The sequence below is a fragment of the Candidatus Fukatsuia endosymbiont of Tuberolachnus salignus genome (assembly GCF_964030845.1).
In the GTDB taxonomy this organism is placed as follows: domain Bacteria; phylum Pseudomonadota; class Gammaproteobacteria; order Enterobacterales; family Enterobacteriaceae; genus Fukatsuia; species Fukatsuia symbiotica.
This window is the reverse complement of sequence record NZ_OZ034983.1, coordinates 266,642-289,588: the sequence shown is the minus strand read 5'-3', so window position 1 is coordinate 289,588 and position 22,947 is coordinate 266,642. Positions and strand designations below refer to the sequence as shown.

Sequence of the window (22,947 nt, the reverse complement as noted above, 5' to 3'; positions counted from 1 at the left end):
AATAAATAAATAAATAAATAAATAAATAAATATTTTACGCTGATTTTTGACGACGTATCAACAAAGGAGACAAATTTTAAAAAATTTAATTTAAAAATAACGGCGAAAAACGGTTTCCACTTTGACTGCATGTGTAAAAATGGATTTTGGGATGAACAAATCGTGATAGGTATATAAAAATATTTTAAAAGCACGCACACTTTTCAAAATACTACGCCAGTTTTATGCAAAATGCAAAAATGATTATCCGCTACGGTAGATCAAACATAGATTGAGGATCTGAATCCATTGACATCAGATAATCTCCTCATCTACTTTAAATACTGATCCTCAACCGAAGAAAAACGCATTATTTTTTAGGTAACTGGAGTTGTTTTTTTTGCCAAGCCAACAGCTCAAAGACACCAAAAATAAAAATCTTAGTCTGTTGCCATCCACTAATTGGCTGATCCTTGGGTTGGGTTGATCTCAATAGTGCTAGTTGTAATCCATGCATCAGCATCATAAATATCATGGCAACATCGATAAAGTATCTTAAAGGTTTAGGAAAAAAACGAAAAAGATTTAATAATAAAAATCCCCATGTTGTTAACATTAATAATCGACCGAAATTAATCCACATTTTCTTGCTCCAGTATCAAAAGATGACGAATATACAATCTATAAACAACCTGTCCGGCAGTTTTTTCCCGGTGTAATTGCCAATTGGTGGGAAAGTCTATGGCTATGTTTTCTACCTCTGTCTCAACATAAATCCATGCTTCATCAGCCAACCAATTTTTTTGCTCTAGTAGATGCGCGCTTGCAGCCAGCAAACCACGACGAAAAGGAGGATCCAAAAACACCAAATCGTAGGGTTGGCCGAGTTGTGTTAACCAGTTCAGTGTATCAGTGTGGATCACCTGCCCATTTTCTGCTTTTAATAAATCCAAATTACTTATCAATTGACGCACGACATGCTGTTCTGACTCCAGTAGGGTTGCTGCTGCCGCATAACGGGATAGGGCCTCCAGTCCCAATACACCACTGCCAGCGAAGCAATCTAGACAACGACACCCTTGAATCATAGGAGCAAGCCAGTTGAAGAGGGTTTCTCTCACTCTATCCGTCGTGGGACGCAGCCCCTGGCCAGCAAGTACTGGCAGTCTACGGCCACGCCATTTGCCACCAATGATACGAACTTTCCCCGAGGAGGTAGATTGTAATTTTTTTGCCATTTTACGTGGAGAGATAAGAAAGTTGGCCGCCATTCTACCGATGACTGTACTGTGTAAGGAAGGCTTAAATAACACTTCTTACAAAACAATTGACTCACCCTAGTTGCTGTGGCATGGAAAATGGTAGACTGACTAGGCACCACGTAACGCAGAATTTGCAGCACGTAGTAGATTTTGCAAGAAGTCTAACTTTATATCAGCCATGATCCGAACACTAGGAGTGCAACTGCCAATGGCAAAAGAAAAAAAACCTGGGCTTTTTTCGTGGCTAGGTCTTGGCCGTCACAGTGAACAGCAAACAACAGAACAACCTCAAGAGCCTGCTGTTGACATGGTGCTCCCGACGCAAAGTGATGAAAAAACGGGTAGCGACATCGATAAAGAACTGAAGCAATCCGTTGACGTTCATATTGAGCCAATAACGCAACAAGAGCAGAAACGGCCAAACAAAGAAAGTTTCTTTGCTCGTCTAAAACGTAGTCTATTGAAAACCAAAGAAAATATTGGTTCCAGTTTCATTGGCTTTTTTCGCGGTAAAAAAATTGATGATGATTTGTTTGAGCAGCTAGAAGAAAAACTGCTGATTGCCGATGTAGGTGTAGACACCACACGTAAGATCATCATTTCACTGACTGCTCATGCCGATCGTAAGCAGTTAAAAGACGCCGAGACGCTATACATTAAGCTGAAAGAGGAAATGTCTGAAATTCTTGCTAGAGTTGATAAACCACTGGATATAACGGGCAAGGCTCCGTACGTTATTTTAATGGTTGGAGTTAACGGTGTTGGCAAAACGACCACCATAGGTAAATTGGCACACGAGTTTCAGTCGCAAGGCAAATCAGTCATGCTGGCTGCAGGTGATACTTTTCGCGCTGCTGCTGTTGAACAATTGCAGATATGGGGTGAACGTAATAAGGTTGCCGTCGTGGCACAACATACCGGTGCTGACTCTGCTTCAGTCATTTTCGACGCATTTCAGGCAGCTAAAGCACGTAGTATTGATGTGTTGCTAGCAGATACTGCGGGACGTTTGCAAAATAAAGCCCATTTGATGGAAGAGCTGAAAAAAATAGTCAAGGTAATGAAAAAGCTGGACGCTGATGCTCCCCACGAAATTATGCTGACGTTGGATGCTAGCACCGGACAAAATGCGATCAGCCAGGCAAAACTATTTAATGAAGCCGTAGGTTTAACCGGAATTAGCTTGACCAAACTCGATGGCAGTGCGAAAGGCGGGGTAATTTTTGCCATCGCGGATCAGTTCGGCATACCTATTCGTTATATTGGTGTTGGTGAAGGCGTCGAAGACTTACGGCCATTCAAGGCTGACGATTTTATTGAGGCTCTTTTTGCTCAAGAGGATTAATACCCATGATTCGTTTTGAACAGGTCAGTAAAGCGTACCTCGGAGGGCGACAGGCACTGCAAGGAGTAGATTTTCACCTACAGCGGGCGAAAATGACATTTTTGACCGGTCATTCTGGTGCCGGTAAAAGTACCTTGTTGAAGCTCATTTGTGGTATCGAACGACCCAATGCCGGTCACATCTGGTTTGATGGTCACGATATTAGTCGCCTGAAAAACCATGAAGTACCTTTCCTACGCCGTCAAATCGGAATGATTTTTCAAGATCATCATTTGTTACTGGATCAGACGGTGTATGACAATGTGGCTATGCCACTGATTATTGTCGGTGCCAGCATCGAAGATATCCGTCGGCGGGTGTCCGCTGCCCTGGATAAAGTGGATTTGTTGGATAAAGCCAAAAATTTTCCTATCCAGCTTTCTGGTGGTGAACAACAACGGGTGGGTATTGCTCGTGCCGTGGTGAACAAACCCGCGGTGTTATTGGCGGATGAACCAACAGGTAACCTGGATGACAGCCTGTCACAAGGGATCATTCGGCTGTTCGAAGAATTCAACCGTGTGGGCGTTACTGTATTGGTCGCCACTCATGATACTTCATTGATCGCCCGGCGAAAATATCCAGTTCTGACATTAAGTCAAGGGCGAATGTCAGGAGCGCATCATGACGAATAATGCGAAAATAAAGGCGCTACGAGGAGGCTGGCATGTTCAGTGGCGATATGCCTGGAAAAATGCATTAACGGATATGTTGCGCCAACCACTGGCAACGTTACTGACGGTAATGGTGATTACCATTTCGCTTACTTTGCCAAGTGTGTGTTATATCGTCTGGAAAAATATTCATCAGGCTGCCACCCAATGGTATCCCATGCCCCAGCTTACCGTTTATTTAGATAAAACACTCAATGATGCTGCTGCCGAAAAGGTGATCACTGTACTAAAAGCCGAGCCTGGAGTTGAAAAAGTGAATTATCTGTCACGAGAAGAAACAGTCAGCGAATTTCGTAACTGGTCTGGTTTTGGCGGGGCGTTGGATATGTTGGAAGAAAATCCATTGCCTGCAGTCGCGATAATCACACCGAAACTGAATTTTCAGAGTTCAGAAATGTTACATACTCTGCGCGAACGAGTAAGTAAAGTGATAGGTGTAGCAGAAGTTCGTATGGATGATAGCTGGTTTGCTCGCTTAACCGCACTAACTGGGCTAATCGGTCAAATAGTTGCAATAGTGGGTGTATTGATGGTGGTTGCGGTATTTTTGGTGATCGGTAACAGTGTGCGTTTAAGTATTTTCAGCCGTCGTGACACGATCAATGTGATGAAACTAATTGGTGCCACTGATGGATTTATTTTACGACCCTTCCTCAATGGCGGTGTTATATTGGGCCTGGGCGGTGCAACATTATCGTTAGTTTTATCTAGCGCGCTAGTATGGAAACTAGGCGGGGTGGTGACACAGGTGGCCAGTGTCTTTGGAACGGCTTTTAGTTTACAGGGGCTTAGCTGGGATGAAAGTCTATTATTACTGCTTATTTCTGCCATGATCGGTTGGCTGGCCGCCTGGTTAGCGACAATAGAACATTTGCGTCGATTTACACCACAGTAAATAACCATGAAATATATAGGATTTTCCTCGTTTGAACATCATTATAACGATTATTTTTTGGCATCCGCCAACTGAGCGCGCAGCCGTGCCAAATGAGACAGCCCTTTGCTGATCCTTTCTTCTGGAGTCACCACTTTTCGCTCTGATTCCCAGTCAAGATCGTCCTGCGGTAACTCCAGCAGGAAACGACTGGGTTCAGAGAGTATCGGCTCGCCATATTGACGCCGCTCCTTGCATAAGGTGAAAAATAGCTCTCGCTGCGCCCGGGTAATACCCACGTAGGCCAAACGCCGTTCTTCATCCACATTGCCTCCATCAATACTATTTTGATGCGGCAGTAACCCCTCTTCCATCCCGACTAAAAACACATAAGGAAATTCCAGCCCTTTAGACGCATGTAGAGTCATCAATTGCACCTGATCATCTTCTTCGTTACTGTCGTTCTTTTCCATCATGTCACGTAAAGTAAAACGTGTGACTACCTGTGCTAGCGTCATTGCCTCATGCAGATCAGAACCTGCCAACATTTCGCTCATCCACCCAAACAACAGATTGATATTTTTTATGCGCATTTCTGCGGCGAGTGGGCTAGGAGAGGTCGCACACAGCCAGTTTTCATAGTCGATACCATTGCGCAAAAACCGTACTGCTGCATTCGGATCTCGCTCCACCAGCGGTATAATCCCGGCCATCCATTGAGTAAAGTGTTGTAGTGATTCCAGACCACGACCGCTAAGATGCTGAGTTAACCCCAGATCACAGCTAGCATAAAACAGACTTTTGTTACGTAAACTCGCCCACTCGCCTAATTTTTGGACAGTTACTGAACCGATCTCACGTTTAGGCGTATTCACGATGCGTAAAAATGCACTGTCGTCTTCAGGATTAGTCAACACTCGTAGATAAGCAAGAATATCTTTAATTTCAGGTCGAGAAAAAAAAGAATCACCGCCAGAAATTCGACAAGGGATACGATTTTGTATTAGCGCTTTTTCCAGCAACCGTGATTGGTGATTCCCTCGATACAAAATAGCGTAATCGCGATAACGTGTTTTGTTGACAAAGTGATGTGTGATTAGCTCACCCACCACCCGTTCAGCTTCATTATTTTCGTTATTGGCGGTAATAACTTTTAATACCTCACCATAAGCCAGTGCAGAAAAAAGCTGTTTTTCAAAAATATGGGGATTATTGGCGATCAGGATATTAGCAACGTTAAGAATTCGTCCCGAAGAGCGATAATTCTGCTCCAGTTTGATCACTTGCAACTGTGGAAAATCTTCATTCAGCCGTTGCATATTTTGCGGTCTAGCACCCCGCCAAGAATAAATTGATTGATCATCATCACCCACCACAGTAAAACACGCGCGATTGCCGGCCAACAATTTAACCATTTGATATTGGCTGCTATTGGTATCCTGATATTCATCCACCAGCAGATAACGCAATCGATTTTGCCAACGTTCACGTACTTCCTGATTATTTTTCAATAATAAAGTAGGTAACGAAATTAAATCGTCAAAATCCAACACATTACAGGCTTTAAGATGCGCATCGTACAAGGAATAACAATCGGCAAACAGCTTATCCTGTGGGCAACGAGCCTGAGCTACCGCCGTGAGGGGATCCTGCAATTCATTTTTCCAATCAGAAATACGCGTGATAAGTTGTTGTAGTTGCGTTTTGTCTTCTGCAACCCATTGTTGGGTAAGCTCTTTTAGCAATGCCATCTGATCGTGAGCATCAAACAGTGAAAAATTCGCTTTTATTCCCAACGCTACGTATTCTCGCCTAATAATTTCCAGCCCTAATGTATGGAAGGTTGAGATGATTAAGCCACGTGTTTCTTTTTTCCCTAGGGTCTGCGCGATCCGTTCTTTCATTTCACGCGCCGCTTTATTGGTGAAAGTCACCGCAGCAATATGGCGCTGCTGATAACCGCAATGACGGATTAAGTAAGCGATTTTATTGATAATCACTCGGGTTTTTCCTGAGCCGGCACCGGCAAGTACCAGGCAAGGTCCTGTGACAAATTCGACCGCTTGTTGCTGTCTAGGGTTTAGCTCCCGAGGATTTGATTGCATGGTATTCAGTGACTCAATAGATAAAAAGGTAGGTCAATTTGCTACAGCGATACGTTTCATGTCCTTCATATAACCACGTAGTTCACGACCAATCAGCTCAATCGGATGATGACGGATAGCATCATTGATATCCCGTAATTGTGCATTATCGACGGCAGTATTCACTACTCTGCTACCCAGATCACCGCTTTGCAGCGAGGGCATGAATTTCTCCTTCAGTAAAGTGATGGCGGCATTGGCAAATAGATAATTACCATATTCAGCTGTATCAGAAATTATCACGTTCATTTCATACAGGCGCTTACGGGCAATGGTGTTAGCAATTAATGGCAGTTCATGCAGTGATTCATAATAAGCCGACTCAGCAATAATACCAGTGCTGACCATGGTTTCAAATGCTAGTTCAACCCCCGCTTTCACCATTGCAATCATCAATACACCCTGATCAAAATACTCTTGTTCCGCGATTTTTTCCTGGTATTCAGGGGCGTTCTCGAAAGCCGTTTTACCGGTATCAGCACGCCATTGTAACAATTTTTCGTCGTTTGCAGCCCAATCAGCCATCATGTCACTAGCAAACTCGCCTGAAATAATGTCATCCATATGTTTACGGAATAATGGCGCCATAATATCTTTTAACTGTTTGGCTAAAGCAAATGCCCTCAATTTTGCCGGATTCGACAAACGATCCATCATCAGCGTGATACCGCCTTGTTTCAGCGCTTCAGTAATGGTTTCCCAACCAAATTGAATCAATTTTCTCGCGTAAGCATCACTGCTACCTTCAGCAACCAATTTTTCGAAACACAACAGAGAGCCGGCCTGCAACATACCACACAAAATGGTTTGTTCACCCATCAGATCCGATTTCACTTCCGCAACAAAAGAGGATTCCAGCACACCCGCACGATGTCCCCCCGTTGCCACAGCCCAAGCTTTAGCTATCAATATGCCATCGCCTTTGGGATCATTTTCAGGATGCACCGCAATCAAGGTTGGCACACCAAAACCGCGTTTGTATTCTTCGCGCACTTCGCTACCAGGGCATTTCGGGGCCACCATGACAACAGTGATATCTTGACGCACCTGCTCACCCATTTCCACGATATTAAAACCATGAGCATAGCCCAGTGTTGCACCCTGTTTCATCAGTGGTTGCACCGCCTGTACGACTGAGGAATGTTGTTTATCTGGCGTTAAATTAATCACCAAATCCGCCTGTGGGACTAATTCTTGATAACTACCTACTGTAAAACCATTTTCGGTAGCGTTACGCCATGAGAGGCGCTGTTCTGTGATCGCTTCTTCACGCAGGGCATAAGTGACCACTAAACCGGAATCCCTCATATTTAACCCCTGGTTAAGTCCTTGTGCGCCACAGCCAATTATCACTATTTTTTTCCTTTGAGATAATTCGCTTCATCGGCAAATTCGTCGCGCTTCATAAAACGACATTTACCTAATTGCGACAGTTTTTGATTCAAAGTCAAGGTATTAAAATAGTTAGTCATAATCTTCCTTTTTTGTATAAGTTCTAATTGGATGTTTTCTTTCTTATTCGTTTGGATACCGTCGCTAACTTAGCTGTTGACTGGGCTGCTGATTTGGACGCTGGCAGGGCAGAGCTACGTTTTGATGAAGTCTTGTTACGCAGAGACTTCGTATCATTTTTTTTGGCTTTTTTTCGTGCAGTTTTACCTGAACCACGCGGTTTACATGCGCCTGGAACTAAGAAAAAATCGATTTTTCTTTCATCCATATGCACCGCCGCTACAAGGATCTTCACTGTATCGCCCAGACGATACACCATACCGGATGATTCACCAATCAAGCGCTGACCAATATTATCATAACGATAATAATCATTATCCAAGCTAGAAACATGTACCAGACCGTCGATAAAAAGATCATCCAGGCGTACGAAGAAACCAAATCCAGTGACATTAGCGATAATACCTGTAAATTCTTTATTGACTTGATCACGCATAAAATCGCATTTCAACCAGTCAGCAACATTACGCGTGGCCTCATCAGCGCGACGCTCAGTCATTGAGCAACGTACGCCCAATTGTAACATCTCTTGGTGATCACTGTGCCAACCACCAGTTGGTGTACAGTATTCTTTGTGCGGAGCAAGTACTTCGGCCAATTGACACTTGATTGCTCGATGCATAATCAGATCAGGATAACGGCGGATGGGGGAAGTGAAATGCCCATATGAATCCAACGCCAATCCGAAATGCCCACGATTTTCTGGATCATAAACCGCTTGTTTCATCGAACGCAGTAACATGGTTTGCAACATCTGGTGATCAGGACGATGAGAAATTTCGTTCATCAATGAGGCGTAATCTTTTGGTTGCGGCTCTGAGCCACCCGCCAGGGTTAAACCTAATTCGTTCAATACACTGCATAATGCAGCAATATGATCATCGCTCGGACGATCATGCACACGAAATAGCGCCGGTTCCTTGTGTTTTTCTACAAAACGGGCGGCGGCAATATTTGCCAGAATCATACACTCTTCAATCAATTTATGAGCATCATTGCGCACGAGCGGCTCAATACGTTCAATACGCCGTTCTTCGTTAAAGACAAACCGGGCTTCTTCCGTTTCAAAAGCGATACCGCCCCGTCTAACCCGCGCTCTATCCAGCGCCTTGTACATCTTGTGCAATTCTGTCAGATGGGGGACGAATGGCTGATATTGGTCACGCAAAGATTGCTCACCATCGATAATTTTCCACACTTTGGTATAGGTCAAACGCGCATGAGAATTCATGACCGCTTCATAAAATTTATATGTGGAGAGTTCGCCTGCTGAAGAAATGGTCATTTCACAAACCATACAGAGACGATCTACCTGTGGATTAAGCGAACATAAACCGTTGGATAACACTTCCGGTAGCATTGGAATCACTTCTGACGGGAAGTAAACAGAGTTACCACGGCTACGTGCTTCATCGTCCAGTGCTGTTTGCGGGCGTACATAATAACTTACATCCGCAATCGCGACCCATAAACGCCAACCACCCCTGTTTTTTTTATCATCATCTTGTTGGCAATAAACAGCGTCATCAAAATCACGGGCATCCTCACCATCTATGGTGAGCAAAGGTAAATCGCGTAAATCAACTCGCCCTTTTTTTGCGGCTTCTGGCACTTGGTCTTGCAGTGATTCAATCTGTTTTTCTACCTGCATTGGCCATACATGAGGGATTTCATGGGTACGCAAAGCAATATCTATCGCCATGCTGGCGCCCATATTTTCTCCTAACACTTCAACGATTTTACCCACAGCTTTAGTCCGCGGAGTTGGGCGATCGATCAGTTCGGCTACCACGATAGAGCCTGCACAGGCGTTACAAACATCATCAGGAGGGATGATAATATCAAAACTAAGACGGCTGTCATCGGGGACAACAAAACCAAGACGGGTACTGGCATCGGTAAAATAGCGCCCAACAATCTGGCTGGTTTTGGGTACTAATACCCTGACAATACGTGCTTCACGGCGTCCTCTGCGATCAAGCCCCAAAGACTGAGCCAATACTTCATCACCATGAATCGCTTTTTTCATTTGTTCTACAGAGAGATACAGATCATCTTTACGGCCTTCGAGCCGTAAAAAACCATAGCGATCGCGATGACCGATGACAGTACCACGCAGTAAATCCAAGCGTTCCGGTAAGGCATAACATTGACGACGGGTAAACACCAGTTGACCATCACGCTCCATAGCTCGCAAGCGGCGACGAAGCGCTTCTAGAGGTTCCTCACCAGACAAATTGAATTCTTTAGCTATCTCCTCGCGGCTAGCGGGCGCTTCGCGGCTTGCCAGATGGGTCAAAATAAATTCTCGGCTTGGGATAGGAGAACCATATTTTGCTATTTCTCGTTCCAGGAATGGATCTTGTGACATTACAGTATCTCCGTTGTCATCAGCAAAGAGGTCTATTATTTCACCCTGGCCGCCATTAGACTTCTAGCATACCTACCCTGTGGTGTGAATTCGGTTTTGCAGGAAGTCTATTAAATTAGCGTTAGTACTCCAGTAGCAAAAAAATTTTAACACAAGTTGGCTTGAAAGCTGTGCCTTATATCTGGTAGGTATTTTTGTTATACTGATTCAGCAGAAGAGTACAAAGTAGACAACCACTAAAAAAGAGGATGCCCATTATGAGTGCCACTAAACTAGTGAAAACCAAATCTTTTAAGCTCCGCCCTACCAGTAATGACATTGATAAATCGGTAAAAGTTGTCGTTATTCAAGAATTAAATCGGATAGTCATCCAATTAACCGACCTGGCGTTAATCACTAAACAAGCTCATTGGAACATGCGTGGCACAAATTTTATTGCTGTCCATACCATGCTCGATGATATCCACAGCTGTATTACTGAGCACGCAGATACCTGCGCTGAACGGGCTGTTCAACTCGGGGGGCGGGTGTTAGCTACAGTGCGATCCATTAATGATAATACCTTGCTTGAATCTTACCCGACCGATATTTATGCGGTACAAGATCATCTGACTGCGCTTGCTGGATGTTATTCAGTGATAGCAAATAGTATACGCAAAAGAATTATTGACATTAAAGATGAAGGCAGTGCTGATATACTTACCGCTGCGTCCAGAGATTTGGACAAATTTTTGTGGCTTATTGAAGCCAACATTGATAAACAATAAGCCTGTTGCAAAATCTATCCGGTGCCACTGATTCCACATTGCGAGGTGCTCGCAATCCTCATGTACTCGTTGTACACTCCGGTTGCTACGCACCCTGCCCCTTGATTGCATACAACGAACTTCGGTTTTTTAAGAAGTCGACAAGATTGTTCGAAATCGTCATGGACGACGCTCAGACAAGGAAAAAATGGGCGAGAGTGCTGCGTTGCCGGGCGATCGAAACACAGCGTACAATATTAGACTTCTTGCAAAACCGTCGTACACCACGCAACAGGTTATGTAAGAGGTCTATTTTAGCGGCAGGTCATGTCGTGTTAGTCTAAAACGGATATTTTCTACCCAAAACAAAGGAATTTCCCCGTATGACATCACTTATAAAAATTTTGTTAGTCACAACATTAACGTTGGCCTTTGCCGTCAATACATCCTCCGCGCAAGAAAAATTGGTTGTAGCGACTGATACTGCTTTCTTTCCCTTCGAATTTAAACAGGGGAGCACATACGTTGGTTTTGATATTGACCTTTGGCAGGCTATTGCCGAAGAATTGAAATTGGACTACCAACTGAAACCCATGGATTTCAGTGGCATCATTCCTGCGTTACAAACTAAAAACGTCGATTTAGCCTTAGCAGGCATTACTATTACTGATGATCGTAAAAAAGCCATAGATTTTTCGGATGGTTATTACGACAGTGGTTTGCTGATTATGGTGAAAAAAGACAATGACGACATCAAAAGTGAAGCGGACTTGCAAGGGAAAATCGTCGCGGTGAAAAGCGGTACGAGTTCAGTAGACTACGCTAAAGCCAACGTTAAAAGTAAAATTTTGCGTCAATTCCCCAATATCGATAATGCCTATCTAGAATTAGCGACCGGTAATGCTAACGCTGTATTACACGATGCGCCCAATATTCTGTACTTCATCAAAACGGCCGGTAATGGTCAGTTTAAGACAGTTGGCACACCCATTAAGGCACAGCAATATGGTGTGGCTTTTCCATCAGGTAGTGAATTACGAGAAAAAGTTAACGATGCACTAAAAACTCTGCGTGCAAAAGGTACTTATTCTGCTATCTATAAAAAATGGTTTGGTGTCGAGCCTAACTAATTTATTTTTAGTATGTTAGATCAGGAGGATATCCATGTTGTTTGAATGGAACGCTATTTGGCCAGCCATCCCAATTCTACTCGAAGGTGCCAAGTTAACCTTGTGGATCTCGGTCCTCGGGTTACTTGGTGGTTTGATTATCGGCGTTATTGCGGGTTTTGCCCGTGCTTATGGTGACAAAGTCAGCAGTTATATCGCACTGGTATTTGTTGAGCTGATCCGTGGTACACCCATTGTCGTACAGGTGATGTTTATTTATTTTGCGCTACCGATTATGATGCCGATGCGCATCGATCCTTTCACTGCGGCGGTAGTCACAATTATGATTAATTCCGGTGCTTATATCGCCGAGATCACTCGTGGCGCAGTGCTATCGATTCACAAGGGTTTTCGCGAAGCGGGCCTCGCGTTAGGTTTATCTAAACGTGATACGCTACGCTATGTCATCGCGCCTTTGGCGCTACGGCGTATGCTACCTCCCTTAGGTAATCAATGGATTGTGAGCATCAAAGATACGTCATTGTTCATCGTTATTGGCGTTGCTGAGCTCACCCGCCAGGGACAGGAAATTATTGCCGGTAACTTCCGCGCTATGGAAATATGGTCCGCAGTCGCGGTGATTTATCTGATTATCACGCTAGCACTGAGTTTTGTCCTGCGTAGGTTAGAAAAAAAGCTGAAAATATTTTGTCCTGCGTAGGTTAGAAAAAAAGCTGAAAATAATATGATTGAATTCAAAAACGTCTCTAAACATTTTGGAAAAACCCAAGTACTCCACAATATTAATTTAAATATCACCAAAGGAGAAGTGGTGGTGATTATCGGCCCTTCGGGCTCAGGAAAATCGACATTATTACGTTGTATCAACAAGTTAGAAGTAATTACTAGCGGGCAACTAATAGTCGATGGCTTAGACGTTAACGATCCTGCTGTTGAGGAACGTTTGATCCGCCAAGAAGCGGGTATGGTTTTCCAACAATTTTATCTCTTCCCCCATTTGACAGCACTGGAAAATGTCGCTTTCGGTCCGATCCGCGTCCGTGGCATTAAAAAAACCGATGCAGAAAAACTTTCTCTTGCACTGTTGGCAAAAGTGGGGCTATCAGAACGTGCGCATCATTACCCCTCAGAGCTTTCTGGAGGACAGCAGCAACGTGTCGCTATTGCTCGTGCACTCGCGGTAAAACCACAACTCATGTTGTTTGACGAACCGACTTCTGCACTTGATCCAGAGTTACGCCATGAAGTCTTAACGGTGATGAAAGATTTGGCGGAAGAAGGCATGACAATGGTAATCGTGACCCATGAGGTAGGCTTTGCTCATAAAGTTGCGTCACGCTTACTCTTTATTGACAAAGGACGGATTGTACAAGATGGCAAGCCTGATCGTCTTATCTCTAATCCACCCAGTAACAGATTACGTGAATTCTTGCAACACGTTAGCTAAGCGCATGTTTTGTGGGTACCTATACTTGGGCTACGGTGCCCCTTGTTTCGTTATCTAAAACGAGTACAATCCGTGCTATTTTTATTAAAAACTGAGCTGTCAATATGCTAAAAAAAGTGCTTATTATCTTATTTGCTATCATGGCGTTGAGTTCTTTTAGCGGCGTATTCTTAGCAGGATTAAATATTTATACCCGTTCGGTCGGGTGAGTAAACCTGTTTATACGCTGTAGCCAAAAGGTACTGGGGGTAGGCAGAGAAGCTGGGCATATTCTCTCGTGATCAAACAATCCCTCCGCATCACAATAGGCGCATCTAACCCGACATACGAGCTATACGGAACATGGTAAACCTGAGAGCATCCATCATGGATAATATTAAAGTGGTTGATCTAGATTAGCAGAATCTGTTTTTCAAGTCTGTGCCTGGCTAGATAATGTTCTGTTGCCTGGAATCGTAAACTCTCACACAGTAAGGAGCACCTGACTATCTGAAGGGCAACGCGCCGATATGAAAGTCTTTGCGGCGCTATGGGCGAGAGGGAACTGGAAACAGGTGAGTTATGCCATCGTCGATAAAGAGTATGATTTTTTCGATGTGAGAAAACTCATTTCAGTTTGATCATTTTTGCTGTTTGATTCATTTCTAACACTCCTTCATCTTACTTCCTATTGTGGCTGTTGTTTGAATCTGAGTTTGCCCTTGTTGTATTCCGTTACATATTTTGACAAAGTCTTTTCTGCTGTCGTACACCCTAAATTTTTAGCTAATTTTTTGAAGTCGGAGATGTGTGCTTTTCTTGTATTGTTGCTCTCTCTTGTTGAACAATCGGCGAACAATATCCAAAACAGACGGGGATAGGTAACGTAACCTCCCTTCTTAAACTTTTGATACCATGCTATCAAAATATCCATTTTTTTAGATTCATCGTATCCTGACAACTGTGTTTCGGTCTCCGGATCCACTCCTGTGTGCATATACATTGGCAATTTTTCTACAAAAGTACTAGTGGAAAGGGAAAGTAAGCTTTCATCGGTTTTCTGTCGCTTTGGAACTTGATTTTGTTCTAACAACGGTATCTCGGAAGCCATTACTCTTTCGTCGACAGGAACATCACTTTCAACTGGCCACTTTTTTGTCCGAAGTAAGTCTTGAAAATTTACACTTGGGTATTCGTCAGGTGGTAAATCGGGCGGCTCTGACGCTATTCCTCTAACCATTACTACTCCTTGGTGAAAGGATACACCATCGTGTGTGCCTGAAATCATTGTAAGAATGGGATCATATTGTCTTTTGCTAGGAGTAGAGATTGATGCATGGGCACCAGTAAATCGTTGTTGCAAAACTGTTGCATTATCACTATTTCCTGCCCCACTTAAGTGACATAGATCTAATGGAAGTGAATTTGATGCTGATTCTGAACCTGGCATTGTATTCTTCTCTATTATAATCTCAGTTAGGGACAAAATTAAGTAACTATTTGTTTTTAAATGAATTTGATAAAGATGTTGGCTTAATGATTATGAAAAAGTAGGTATTTGAAACTTAAAAATACAATTTTTGGTACGTCTTCTCATTATAGTTTTTTTACACCATGATAATTTCAATTAGTTATACTTATCCCGAATTGAGTTTATTGTAATTTTATAGACGATAAGATTTTATATAATTAAATAAAAAATTAATTGTCTTTATTTATTCGAGGATAATTAAAAGTATTGAAAAATAGTAATCCAACCGAGATGAGTTGATAAAAAATTCTCTTAAATAGCTTATTTACGTTTAGCAATATAGCAGGGGCCGTATAAGTTGACTGTAAAATTTACACTAATGTATTGATATTAAATAATATTTACTGATCAAATCAATCATGTTACATGGCCCCTGCTATATAATCATGACGTATCTGCTTGCAAAAAACGTGGCCCTCTATTTTTTCTTGGCGCCGGAGTCGGGCGGTTTCATCTGCTTTGGGATGACGTCGCGTTTTTTTACAGGTGATGCAACATGGCCTGCAACTTCATTTGCTGATCGGTACACAATGGTTAGTGATTAATGATGCCTTCACGCCGGGCAAAGCTTCTCTTAGCCAAGTGAAATTTTCTTTTCAGCAATATGAAACGGATTTGCAAAAATTGGTTGATTATTGCAGACAAACGAGTACAGAAGAAAACAATAGGATACGCTACCTGGTTCACTAAAATCCTCACACAGGTAAGCCCAGCATTTCATACAGCAAGCCCTCACGTAACCCACCGCCCGCGAGCTGCATACTTGTGACACTCAGTTCTTGAAAAATGGCGATTAGAATCGACAAACCACTGGGAAAAACTAATGCTCGTTCCGGTGTTAGCCCCGTGATCGTTAACTTTTCTAGTTTGCCGCACTCAATCGCTCGTCGCTTCAATTGCTGTAATTTTGCCAAGGTGATCAGCTCACCCATGCCTTGAGCGATCATGATCTCTTGTAAGCTTTGCACAATACCAGAAGCGCCGAGACAAATTTGCCAACCATATTGACGAAAACTTGCAACTACTGGCTTGATTATCTCTCGAGCGCTCTGTCCTGCTTGAACAAAATTTTTCCTGGTCAAAGAATAATCGTTAAAATAACGATCCAGCCAAGTGACACAACCCATGGGTAGACTGACTAAAATATTGGCTTTGGCCCCCTTGCCAGCGATAATCTCGGTGCTACCACCACCAATATCAACGACTAAACGTTTTTCCGTTCCACCGGTAGTCTGTGCTACACCATGATAAATGAGTCGTGCTTCTTCCTCACCACTGATCACTTCAACAGGACAATTCAGAATATTGTTAGCCGTTTGTAGAAATTCATCTGCGTTCGAAGCCAACCTCAATGCGGCGGTTGCCACTACACGAATTTGATTGTGTGGAACCGCTTGTAAAGGCGCTGTAAATAATTTTAAACATTGCCAACCACGCTCCATCGCTGCCGATGATAGACGCTGTTGAGCATCTAAACCCGCAGCTAAACGTACTTTTTGCTTGATGCGGGTCAGGATTTGCAGGCTGCCAGCCACCTCACGCACTACCAACAGATGAAAACTGTTGGATCCAAGATCGATGGCAGCATAAAAAGAAGGGGTACTCGACATCATATTATCCGCCTACTCGTTTACGGTTATGGCGTGTTGTACCATTATGACTACGTGTTGCTGAGCGAGATGTTGGGTGACGGCGAGGGTGTCCACCACTACGACTACTATGTTGCAAATGTTTTGCTTGTGGTAAATCGGTTAACAATACATCGCTGTTATACTTGCTTACCGGAATACTATGACCGATATAGGTCTCGATTGCGGGTAAATTCAGTGCGTACTCTTCACAAGCAAGGCTGATTGAATGACCGCTTTCCCCTGCACGTCCGGTACGACCAATGCGGTGAACGTAATCTTCACAATCATCAGGTAGATCATAGTTGAAAACATGAGTCACTAGCGGAATATGCAGCCCCCTAGCTGCGACATCAGTGGCAACCAAAATATCCAGATTGCCTTTGGTAAAATCGTCTAAAATACGCTGACGTTTTTTTTGCACGACGTCACCGGTCAATAACCCTACCCGATGACCATCAGCGGCTAAATGCCCCCAAATATCTTCACAACACTGTTTGGTATTAGAAAAAATAATGCAACGATCTGGCCATTCTTCTTCAATCAGTGTTTGTAGCAGACGCATTTTTTCTTCACTTGAAGGGTAAAATAGCTCTTCCTGAATACGATAACCCGTTTTTTGTAACGGCTCTACTTCAACAGATTCGGCATTGTTCATTTGTTCAAAAGCGAGCTCACGCACGCGGTAAGAAAGGGTTGCGGAAAATAGCATATTCAAGCGTTTTTCTACCGGCGGCATACGCCGGAAAAGCCAACGAATATCCTTGATAAAACCAAGGTCATACATACGATCGGCTTCATCCAATACCATTGCCTGAATAGCACCCAGATTAATGTAGTTCTGTTTGGCATAGTCAATGATACGACCCGTGGTACCAATCAGAATATCGACACCGTCTCCCAATATCTTAAGTTGTTTATCGTAGCCATCGCCTCCGTAAGCTAAACCCAATTTTAGCTTGGTTGTCCTGGATAATGATTCTGCATCAGCGTGGATCTGTACGGCTAATTCACGTGTCGGCACCATAATTAAAGCACGTGGTTGATTAGTTTGTCGCCCTTTTTGCGCGGGCGAGGAAAGCAAACAATGAAAAGTAGACACCAAGAATGCTAGCGTCTTTCCTGTACCGGTTTGCGCCTGACCCGCGACATCTCGACCGGTTAGGGTGAGTGGCAAAGCTAATGCCTGGATAGGCGTGCAATGATGAAATCCTTTGCTCTCAAGAGCCTCTATAACCAGCGGGTGCAGGGCGAAGTCGGAAAACTTCTGTGTAGTCAAATGTGTTTTGCTCATAGTATGGTAGAATATCAGCTAATTATCATTTTACGAAAGCGTATCAGGTGAAATAAAATCAACCTTTTTTCGATTAGTACTATATCGGACAGGTTGATACAATCCTTCGGAGTAAATTATGCGTGATAAAATAAAGCATTTGCAAGGCAGCAACTTTGATGCTGAGGTGCTACAAGCAAATGGTCCAGTGCTAGTGGACTTTTGGGCTGAGTGGTGTTCTCCATGTAAAGCGATTGCTCCGATACTCAATGAAATTGCTGACGAGTATGCAGGTAAACTGACTGTCGCTAAGTTGAATATCGATGGACATATACACGGAGGAGGAAGAGAAATAGCAGTAGAATACAGTGTCCGTAGTATCCCCACATTGTTGCTGTTCAAAGAGGGGAAAATTGTGGCGACCCGTGTAGGGGGTTTATCTAAAGATGAACTCAAAAAATTTCTCGACGCTAATCTATAATCTACGTTAGCGCTGTCAAAACGGGTGTTCAACGTAAAACGGAGTTTCTCTCACTGACTGCTAGACGCCTGCAAAGAAGCATGTTAGATTTAACAGAAGCTATGTGTCAGCATGTGCTACAGGCAACACCCGGGTTTGTAGCATCCAAAAAATTCTGTAACGTCAAATTCTATAGTATCGAATGATCAACCTAAGTTTTTATTCTATGTTGAAATAATCTGTTTTGAGAATAGACTGTACTTAATGACGGATAGTGTTGGGAATAGCCTATATGGGAATAAACTGCGTTGAAAGTAGTCATTGCCTTAACCCATTTTTTGACCACTTAATCTTTTTGTAAAATTAGTCTAAACATTTAATTTTGAAGCCGCCGTTTTTGCGCAAATCTGGCATGGTTTATTATTTACGTTATTACCGCCGGTGGTTATGGAATGCTCCATTGAACTGGCCCGGGTGACGTTGCCGTGCCTTTCACAACAATACTTCGAGACATACCCCGAGTTAAAAGAACCCACCATTATGAATCTTACCGAATTAAAGAATAAGTCAGTCCCTGAATTAGTAAAACTTGGCGAAGAAGAGATGAAGCTGGAAAGTCTCGCTCGCATGCGTAAACAAGACATTATCTTCGCTATTCTTAAGCAACACGCAAAAAGTGGAGCCGATATCTTTGGTGATGGCGTATTGGAGATATTACCGGATGGATTTGGTTTTCTCCGCTCTGCAGACAGTTCCTACCTTGCCGGTCCCGACGATATTTATGTTTCTCCCAGCCAGATTCGTCGTTTCAACCTGCGTACTGGCGACACGATTTCTGGTAAAATCCGTCCACCGAAAGAAGGTGAACGTTATTTTGCCCTATTGAAAGTGAGTGAAGTTAACTACGATAAACCAGAAAACTCCCGTAATAAAATTTTGTTTGAAAATCTGACACCTTTACATGCTAACTCACGTTTACGTATGGAGCGTGGTAATGGTTCAACAGAAGATATAACCGCCCGTGTATTGGATCTGGCTACTCCCATTGGTCTTGGTCAACGTGGTTTGATCGTTGCAGCACCAAAAGCGGGTAAAACAGTTTTGTTGCAAAATATTGCCTCCAGCATTGCCTATAATTATCCAGACGCTGTTTTGATGGTACTACTGATTGATGAGCGTCCAGAAGAAGTGACAGACATGCAACGTTCAGTTAAAGGTGAAGTGATTGCTTCTACTTTTGATGAACCCGCATCCCGTCATGTGCAAGTAGCTGAAATGGTCATTGATAAAGCCAAACGTCTGGTTGAACATAAAAAGGATGTTATCATCCTGCTCGATTCAATTACTCGTTTGGCTCGTGCCTACAACACGGTAGTGCCAGCTTCAGGGAAAGTTTTAACCGGTGGTGTCGATGCTAACGCTTTACAGCGACCTAAACGTTTTTTTGGTGCCGCCCGTAACGTTGAGGAAGGAGGCAGCCTGACCATCCTGGCCACTGCGCTGGTCGATACCGGTTCTAAAATGGATGAAGTTATCTTTGAAGAATTTAAAGGTACTGGTAACTGTGAAATGTGTTTATCGCGTGAAATTGCTGACAAACGCATTTTCCCGGCAATTGAGTTCAATCGTTCTGGTACACGTAAAGAAGAACTACTCACGACTCCTGACGAGTCACAAAAAATGTTTATTTTACGTAAAGTGCTCCATCCAATGGGGAAAGTTGAGGCTATGGAGTACCTCCTAGGCAAATTGGTACAGTGTAAAACTAACGATGAATTCTTCGAAATGATGAAAAAACATTCACGTTAATAACTTCGTCAATAGTCAAGACACCACTTAGAGCCTGTTCCAAATCTTCTTGAGCGACAGTTCAGACGAGGAAAAAACGAGCAAAAAAGCGCAGTTTACCCTTTGTATACAGCAAAAGGGAGTAAATGAGCATTTTGAGCTCGTTTTTGACGAAATATCAGCGAGCACAAAAGATTTCGAACTGGCTCTTAAACACGAGGCCTCTTGCAAAATCGTAACCGGTGGTGTGAAATTACAATAGACTTCTTGCAAAACCGTCGTTCGTTATGTGAAGTCAAAACACTTGAAGCGCAGTAACTGCACAGTGCACGCGAATACATAAGGGATTGTAAGCGCCAGGTAACGCAAAATTTGCAGCACGTAGTTTTGTGGCACATAGTAGGTTTTGCAAAAAGTCTCATGTATGAAGCTAGACCCGCGCAACACAGTAGGTTTCTCAAGAGGTCTGCCAAGGCTCTTTCGACACCGTAGCGAGTGAGGTTCATTTTTTCCAAGCGCTGTTAAACGAGATTTTTACTCACAATGAGTATAGAAATTCTAATCATCTTCCTGTTTTCTCTAGCCTTTTTGTTTTTCGCACGCATAGTGGCAAAAAAGGTTGGTTTGGTCGATAAACCTAATCATCGTAAATGTCATCAGGGTCTGATCCCTTTGGTTGGTGGTATCTCGGTTTATGCGAGTATTTGTTTTGCTTTTCTAAACAGTAGCCAGAATATTCCTCATTTCAGGCTCTATTTAGCCTGTGCGGGCGTGTTGGTGCTAATAGGTGCACTGGATGACAGGTTTGATATCAGTATCAAGATCCGCGCCTTAGTACAAGCATTGGTGGGCATTGTGATGATGGTTTACGCCGAGCTGTATCTATGCAGTTTTGGTCATGTGTTCGGTTCCTGGGAATTAGGATTAGGCCCCTTTGCTTACGTGATCACACTACTTTCCGTTTGGGCATCAATCAATGCTTTCAATATGGTTGATGGGATAGATGGCCTATTAGGTGGACTATCCTGTGTTTCCTTTGGCGCACTCGGCATATTGTTATATCAAAAAAACCACTTTGAAGTCGCTTTATGGTGTTTTGCGATGATTGCCGCCATTATGCCCTATATTTTGTTAAACCTCGGTTTATTAGGACATCGCTATAAAGTTTTTATGGGTGATGCAGGCAGCACACTGATCGGTTTTACCGCAATGTGGCTATTGTTACAAACTACACAGGGTGTTTCACATCCGATCAAACCGGTCACCGCATTATGGATTATTGCTATTCCTCTGATGGATATGATCGCCATTATGTACCGTCGTTTACGCAAAGGCATGAACCCGTTTTTACCTGATCGTCAACACATCCACCATCTGATCATGCGGGCGGGTTTCACGTCGAGACAAGCTTTTGTGTTAATTACGTTGGCTGCTGTATTGCTTGCTGCCGTAGGTATGATGGGTGAATATCTGACTTTTGTGCCAGAATGGATAATGTTGTTATTATTTTTTCTGGTATTTTTTATATATGGCTACTGTATTAAACGAGCTTGGCGCGTGGCACGTTTCATCAAACGCGTAAAACGTCGGATACGGGGAGCGACTAAACATATATCTTAACCAGGGGTTTAGTGATGAAGGTAGAAGCTATGTCTACATCTACAAAAGCGGCGTCCACAAAAACAATGTCCGTAGAAAAAAATGTGACAAACAATGGGTTACTCGTTGATAACGAATTGGATATTCATGGTCTTTGCCGTAGTCTATGGTGTGGCAAACTATGGATTATGGGGATGGTCATTTTGTTTGCCCTTATTGCTTTGGCAGTTTCCTATTTAATGAAGCCGCGGTGGATCGCAGTGGCGATCACAGATAAGCCCACTGTCAATAGTTTGGCTGGATATTATTCACAGCAGCAACTTTTACGCAATTTGGATATGCATATCTCTGGCTCTACCCCCAGTAATGAGCGGCCGAGTATTCCTGATGAAGCATATAATGAATTTACTACCCAATTAGCGGCCTATGATACGCGCCGCGATTTCTGGCGCCAAAGTGATTACTACAAGCAACGTCAACAAGATGATACTCAAACTGACGCACGATTACTTGACGAATTAGTCAACGATATTTCGGTCTCAGTACGTGATAATAAAAAAATGCTCAACGACAGTGTGAAACTGATCGCCGAAACTGCAGCAGAAGCGAATACTTTATTACGTCAATATGTCAATTTTGCCAACAAGCGAGCAACCAGCCACTTGAATGATGAGATCCAGGGAGCTTGGGCGGCTCGAACGCAAGCAATCAAAGCGCAAATTAAACAACAAGAGGCGGTCACACATGCTGTTTATACACGTGAGCTAAATAGAGTACAGCAAGCTTTGAAAATCGCCAGTCAGCAAAAGATAAACCGTAATCAGACGGACGTTTCAACCGAACAACTGCCTAACTCCGAATTGTTTCTACTCGGTAGGCCAATACTACAAGCGCGTTTGGAGATGCTAGAAGCATCCGGTGAAAATTTTGGTCCTGATTACGACCAAAACCGGGCGCTTCTAGCAACATTAAATGTAAAACCGACTCTAGATGCAAAATTCCAGACCTACCGTTATCTACAAACACCGGAAGAACCTGTTACCCGTAGCAGCCCAAGGCGTGCTTTTCTGATGATAATGTGGGGTGCCATTGGCGGATTAATCGGCGCAGGTATCGTTTTGTCACGTCGTATTAGTATGTTACAGGCTTCGTCTGTCGTTTACTGA

General features: G+C 43.3%; 16 protein-coding genes and 4 pseudogenes. 12 read left to right on the top strand and 8 right to left on the bottom strand.

Annotation, left to right across the window (positions count from 1 at the left end; all coding sequences use genetic code 11):
- Positions 1-349: 349 nt before the first annotated feature.
- Together AAHH42_RS01460 and rsmD are read right to left on the bottom strand one after the other, a co-directional pair.
- Positions 350-622 carry a DUF1145 family protein gene (locus AAHH42_RS01460; protein WP_072550425.1) on the bottom strand — a complete coding sequence of 91 codons (273 nt, stop codon included), beginning with the start codon at positions 620-622 and terminating at the stop codon, positions 350-352.
- Entirely contained in the window at positions 612-1,217 is a 606-nt protein-coding gene (gene rsmD, locus AAHH42_RS01455) for a 16S rRNA (guanine(966)-N(2))-methyltransferase (protein WP_083429612.1), read from the bottom strand. Before rsmD ends, AAHH42_RS01460 begins: the two co-directional genes overlap by 11 nt.
- Before the next feature lie 415 nt (positions 1,218-1,632).
- On the opposite strand from rsmD, the pseudogene ftsY reads away from it, so the two are divergent.
- The 3 genes and pseudogenes from ftsY to ftsX form a co-directional block, all read left to right on the top strand.
- Positions 1,633-2,586: pseudogene (gene ftsY / locus AAHH42_RS01450) on the top strand (signal recognition particle-docking protein FtsY); the annotation flags it as partial.
- Positions 2,587-2,591: 5 nt separating this feature from the next.
- Positions 2,592-3,260 carry a cell division ATP-binding protein FtsE gene (gene ftsE, locus AAHH42_RS01445; protein WP_072550422.1) on the top strand — a complete coding sequence of 223 codons (669 nt, stop codon included), beginning with the start codon at positions 2,592-2,594 and terminating at the stop codon, positions 3,258-3,260.
- Positions 3,250-4,194, top strand: coding sequence for a permease-like cell division protein FtsX (gene ftsX / locus AAHH42_RS01440; protein WP_119797596.1), 945 nt, complete (start codon positions 3,250-3,252; stop codon positions 4,192-4,194). Before ftsE ends, ftsX begins: the two co-directional genes overlap by 11 nt.
- 50 nt (positions 4,195-4,244) lie before the next feature.
- On the opposite strand, the gene rep is transcribed toward ftsX, so the two are convergent.
- From rep to rnr, 3 genes and pseudogenes are all read right to left on the bottom strand, one after another.
- A complete protein-coding gene (gene rep, locus AAHH42_RS01435) occupies positions 4,245-6,278 on the bottom strand; it encodes a DNA helicase Rep (RefSeq protein WP_072550420.1) in 2,034 nt (677 codons plus the stop codon).
- Positions 6,279-6,311: 33 nt separating this feature from the next.
- Positions 6,312-7,789, bottom strand: a pseudogene (gene ilvC, locus AAHH42_RS01430) (ketol-acid reductoisomerase).
- Between the two features lie 92 nt (positions 7,790-7,881).
- Positions 7,882-10,200 (bottom strand): annotated as a pseudogene (gene rnr, locus AAHH42_RS01425) (ribonuclease R); the annotation flags it as partial.
- Between the two features lie 257 nt (positions 10,201-10,457).
- On the opposite strand from rnr, the gene dps reads away from it, so the two are divergent.
- From dps to glnQ, 4 genes are all read left to right on the top strand, one after another.
- Positions 10,458-10,967 (top strand): DNA starvation/stationary phase protection protein Dps, encoded by a 510-nt coding sequence (dps, locus tag AAHH42_RS01420; protein ID WP_072550417.1) that lies wholly within the window; start codon positions 10,458-10,460, stop codon positions 10,965-10,967.
- Between the two features lie 362 nt (positions 10,968-11,329).
- A complete protein-coding gene (gene glnH / locus AAHH42_RS01415) occupies positions 11,330-12,076 on the top strand; it encodes a glutamine ABC transporter substrate-binding protein GlnH (RefSeq protein ID WP_072550416.1) in 747 nt (248 codons plus the stop codon).
- Between the two features lie 34 nt (positions 12,077-12,110).
- A complete protein-coding gene (gene glnP / locus AAHH42_RS01410; RefSeq protein WP_342221540.1) occupies positions 12,111-12,776 on the top strand; it encodes a glutamine ABC transporter permease GlnP in 666 nt (221 codons plus the stop codon).
- A gap of 24 nt (positions 12,777-12,800) precedes the next feature.
- Entirely contained in the window at positions 12,801-13,523 is a 723-nt protein-coding gene (gene glnQ / locus AAHH42_RS01405; protein ID WP_072550414.1) for a glutamine ABC transporter ATP-binding protein GlnQ, read from the top strand.
- Positions 13,524-14,190: 667 nt separating this feature from the next.
- Here the strand turns inward: glnQ and AAHH42_RS01400 are convergent.
- The gene (locus AAHH42_RS01400; protein WP_162860070.1) at positions 14,191-14,952 is read right to left on the bottom strand and encodes a hypothetical protein; all 762 of its coding nucleotides are present in this window, start codon (positions 14,950-14,952) and stop codon (positions 14,191-14,193) included.
- Positions 14,953-15,522: 570 nt separating this feature from the next.
- Here AAHH42_RS01400 and AAHH42_RS01395 point away from each other — a divergent pair.
- Positions 15,523-15,723: a hypothetical protein gene (locus AAHH42_RS01395; protein WP_072550412.1), complete on the top strand. Its 201-nt coding sequence runs from the start codon at positions 15,523-15,525 to the stop codon at positions 15,721-15,723.
- A gap of 8 nt (positions 15,724-15,731) precedes the next feature.
- Here AAHH42_RS01395 and AAHH42_RS01390 read toward each other — a convergent pair.
- Positions 15,732-16,646, bottom strand: a pseudogene (locus tag AAHH42_RS01390) (guanosine-5'-triphosphate,3'-diphosphate pyrophosphatase); the annotation flags it as partial.
- 1 nt (position 16,647) lies between these two features.
- Positions 16,648-17,955 (bottom strand): ATP-dependent RNA helicase RhlB, encoded by a 1,308-nt coding sequence (rhlB, locus tag AAHH42_RS01385; RefSeq protein ID WP_072550411.1) that lies wholly within the window; start codon positions 17,953-17,955, stop codon positions 16,648-16,650.
- A gap of 118 nt (positions 17,956-18,073) precedes the next feature.
- Here rhlB and trxA point away from each other — a divergent pair, with 118 nt between their 5' ends.
- The 4 genes from trxA (at position 18,074) to wzzE (ending at position 22,947) form a co-directional block, all read left to right on the top strand.
- Positions 18,074-18,415 carry a thioredoxin TrxA gene (gene trxA / locus AAHH42_RS01380; protein ID WP_072550410.1) on the top strand — a complete coding sequence of 114 codons (342 nt, stop codon included), beginning with the start codon at positions 18,074-18,076 and terminating at the stop codon, positions 18,413-18,415.
- A gap of 519 nt (positions 18,416-18,934) precedes the next feature.
- Entirely contained in the window at positions 18,935-20,203 is a 1,269-nt protein-coding gene (gene rho, locus AAHH42_RS01375) for a transcription termination factor Rho (protein WP_072550409.1), read from the top strand.
- Between the two features lie 522 nt (positions 20,204-20,725).
- Positions 20,726-21,802, top strand: a complete 1,077-nt coding sequence (wecA, locus tag AAHH42_RS01370) for a UDP-N-acetylglucosamine--undecaprenyl-phosphate N-acetylglucosaminephosphotransferase (protein ID WP_342221539.1) — start codon at positions 20,726-20,728, stop codon at positions 21,800-21,802.
- A gap of 65 nt (positions 21,803-21,867) precedes the next feature.
- Complete coding sequence (gene wzzE / locus AAHH42_RS01365; protein ID WP_072550432.1) at positions 21,868-22,947, top strand: ECA polysaccharide chain length modulation protein; 1,080 nt, start codon at positions 21,868-21,870, stop codon at positions 22,945-22,947.

Excerpts from the sequence above, each read along its gene's own strand:
- AAHH42_RS01460 (WP_072550425.1), bottom strand. The coding sequence starts at position 622 with ATGTGGATTAATTTCGGTCGATTATTAATGTTAACAACATGGGGATTT.
- rsmD (WP_083429612.1), bottom strand. The coding sequence starts at position 1,217 with ATGGCAAAAAAATTACAATCTACCTCCTCGGGGAAAGTTCGTATCATT.
- ftsE (WP_072550422.1), top strand. The coding sequence starts at position 2,592 with ATGATTCGTTTTGAACAGGTCAGTAAAGCGTACCTCGGAGGGCGACAG.
- ftsX (WP_119797596.1), top strand. The coding sequence starts at position 3,250 with ATGACGAATAATGCGAAAATAAAGGCGCTACGAGGAGGCTGGCATGTT.
- rep (WP_072550420.1), bottom strand. The coding sequence starts at position 6,278 with ATGCAATCAAATCCTCGGGAGCTAAACCCTAGACAGCAACAAGCGGTC.
- dps (WP_072550417.1), top strand. The coding sequence starts at position 10,458 with ATGAGTGCCACTAAACTAGTGAAAACCAAATCTTTTAAGCTCCGCCCT.
- glnH (WP_072550416.1), top strand. The coding sequence starts at position 11,330 with ATGACATCACTTATAAAAATTTTGTTAGTCACAACATTAACGTTGGCC.
- glnP (WP_342221540.1), top strand. The coding sequence starts at position 12,111 with ATGTTGTTTGAATGGAACGCTATTTGGCCAGCCATCCCAATTCTACTC.
- glnQ (WP_072550414.1), top strand. The coding sequence starts at position 12,801 with ATGATTGAATTCAAAAACGTCTCTAAACATTTTGGAAAAACCCAAGTA.
- AAHH42_RS01400 (WP_162860070.1), bottom strand. The coding sequence starts at position 14,952 with ATGCCAGGTTCAGAATCAGCATCAAATTCACTTCCATTAGATCTATGT.
- AAHH42_RS01395 (WP_072550412.1), top strand. The coding sequence starts at position 15,523 with ATGCAACATGGCCTGCAACTTCATTTGCTGATCGGTACACAATGGTTA.
- rhlB (WP_072550411.1), bottom strand. The coding sequence starts at position 17,955 with ATGAGCAAAACACATTTGACTACACAGAAGTTTTCCGACTTCGCCCTG.
- trxA (WP_072550410.1), top strand. The coding sequence starts at position 18,074 with ATGCGTGATAAAATAAAGCATTTGCAAGGCAGCAACTTTGATGCTGAG.
- rho (WP_072550409.1), top strand. The coding sequence starts at position 18,935 with ATGAATCTTACCGAATTAAAGAATAAGTCAGTCCCTGAATTAGTAAAA.
- wecA (WP_342221539.1), top strand. The coding sequence starts at position 20,726 with ATGAGTATAGAAATTCTAATCATCTTCCTGTTTTCTCTAGCCTTTTTG.
- wzzE (WP_072550432.1), top strand. The coding sequence starts at position 21,868 with ATGTCCGTAGAAAAAAATGTGACAAACAATGGGTTACTCGTTGATAAC.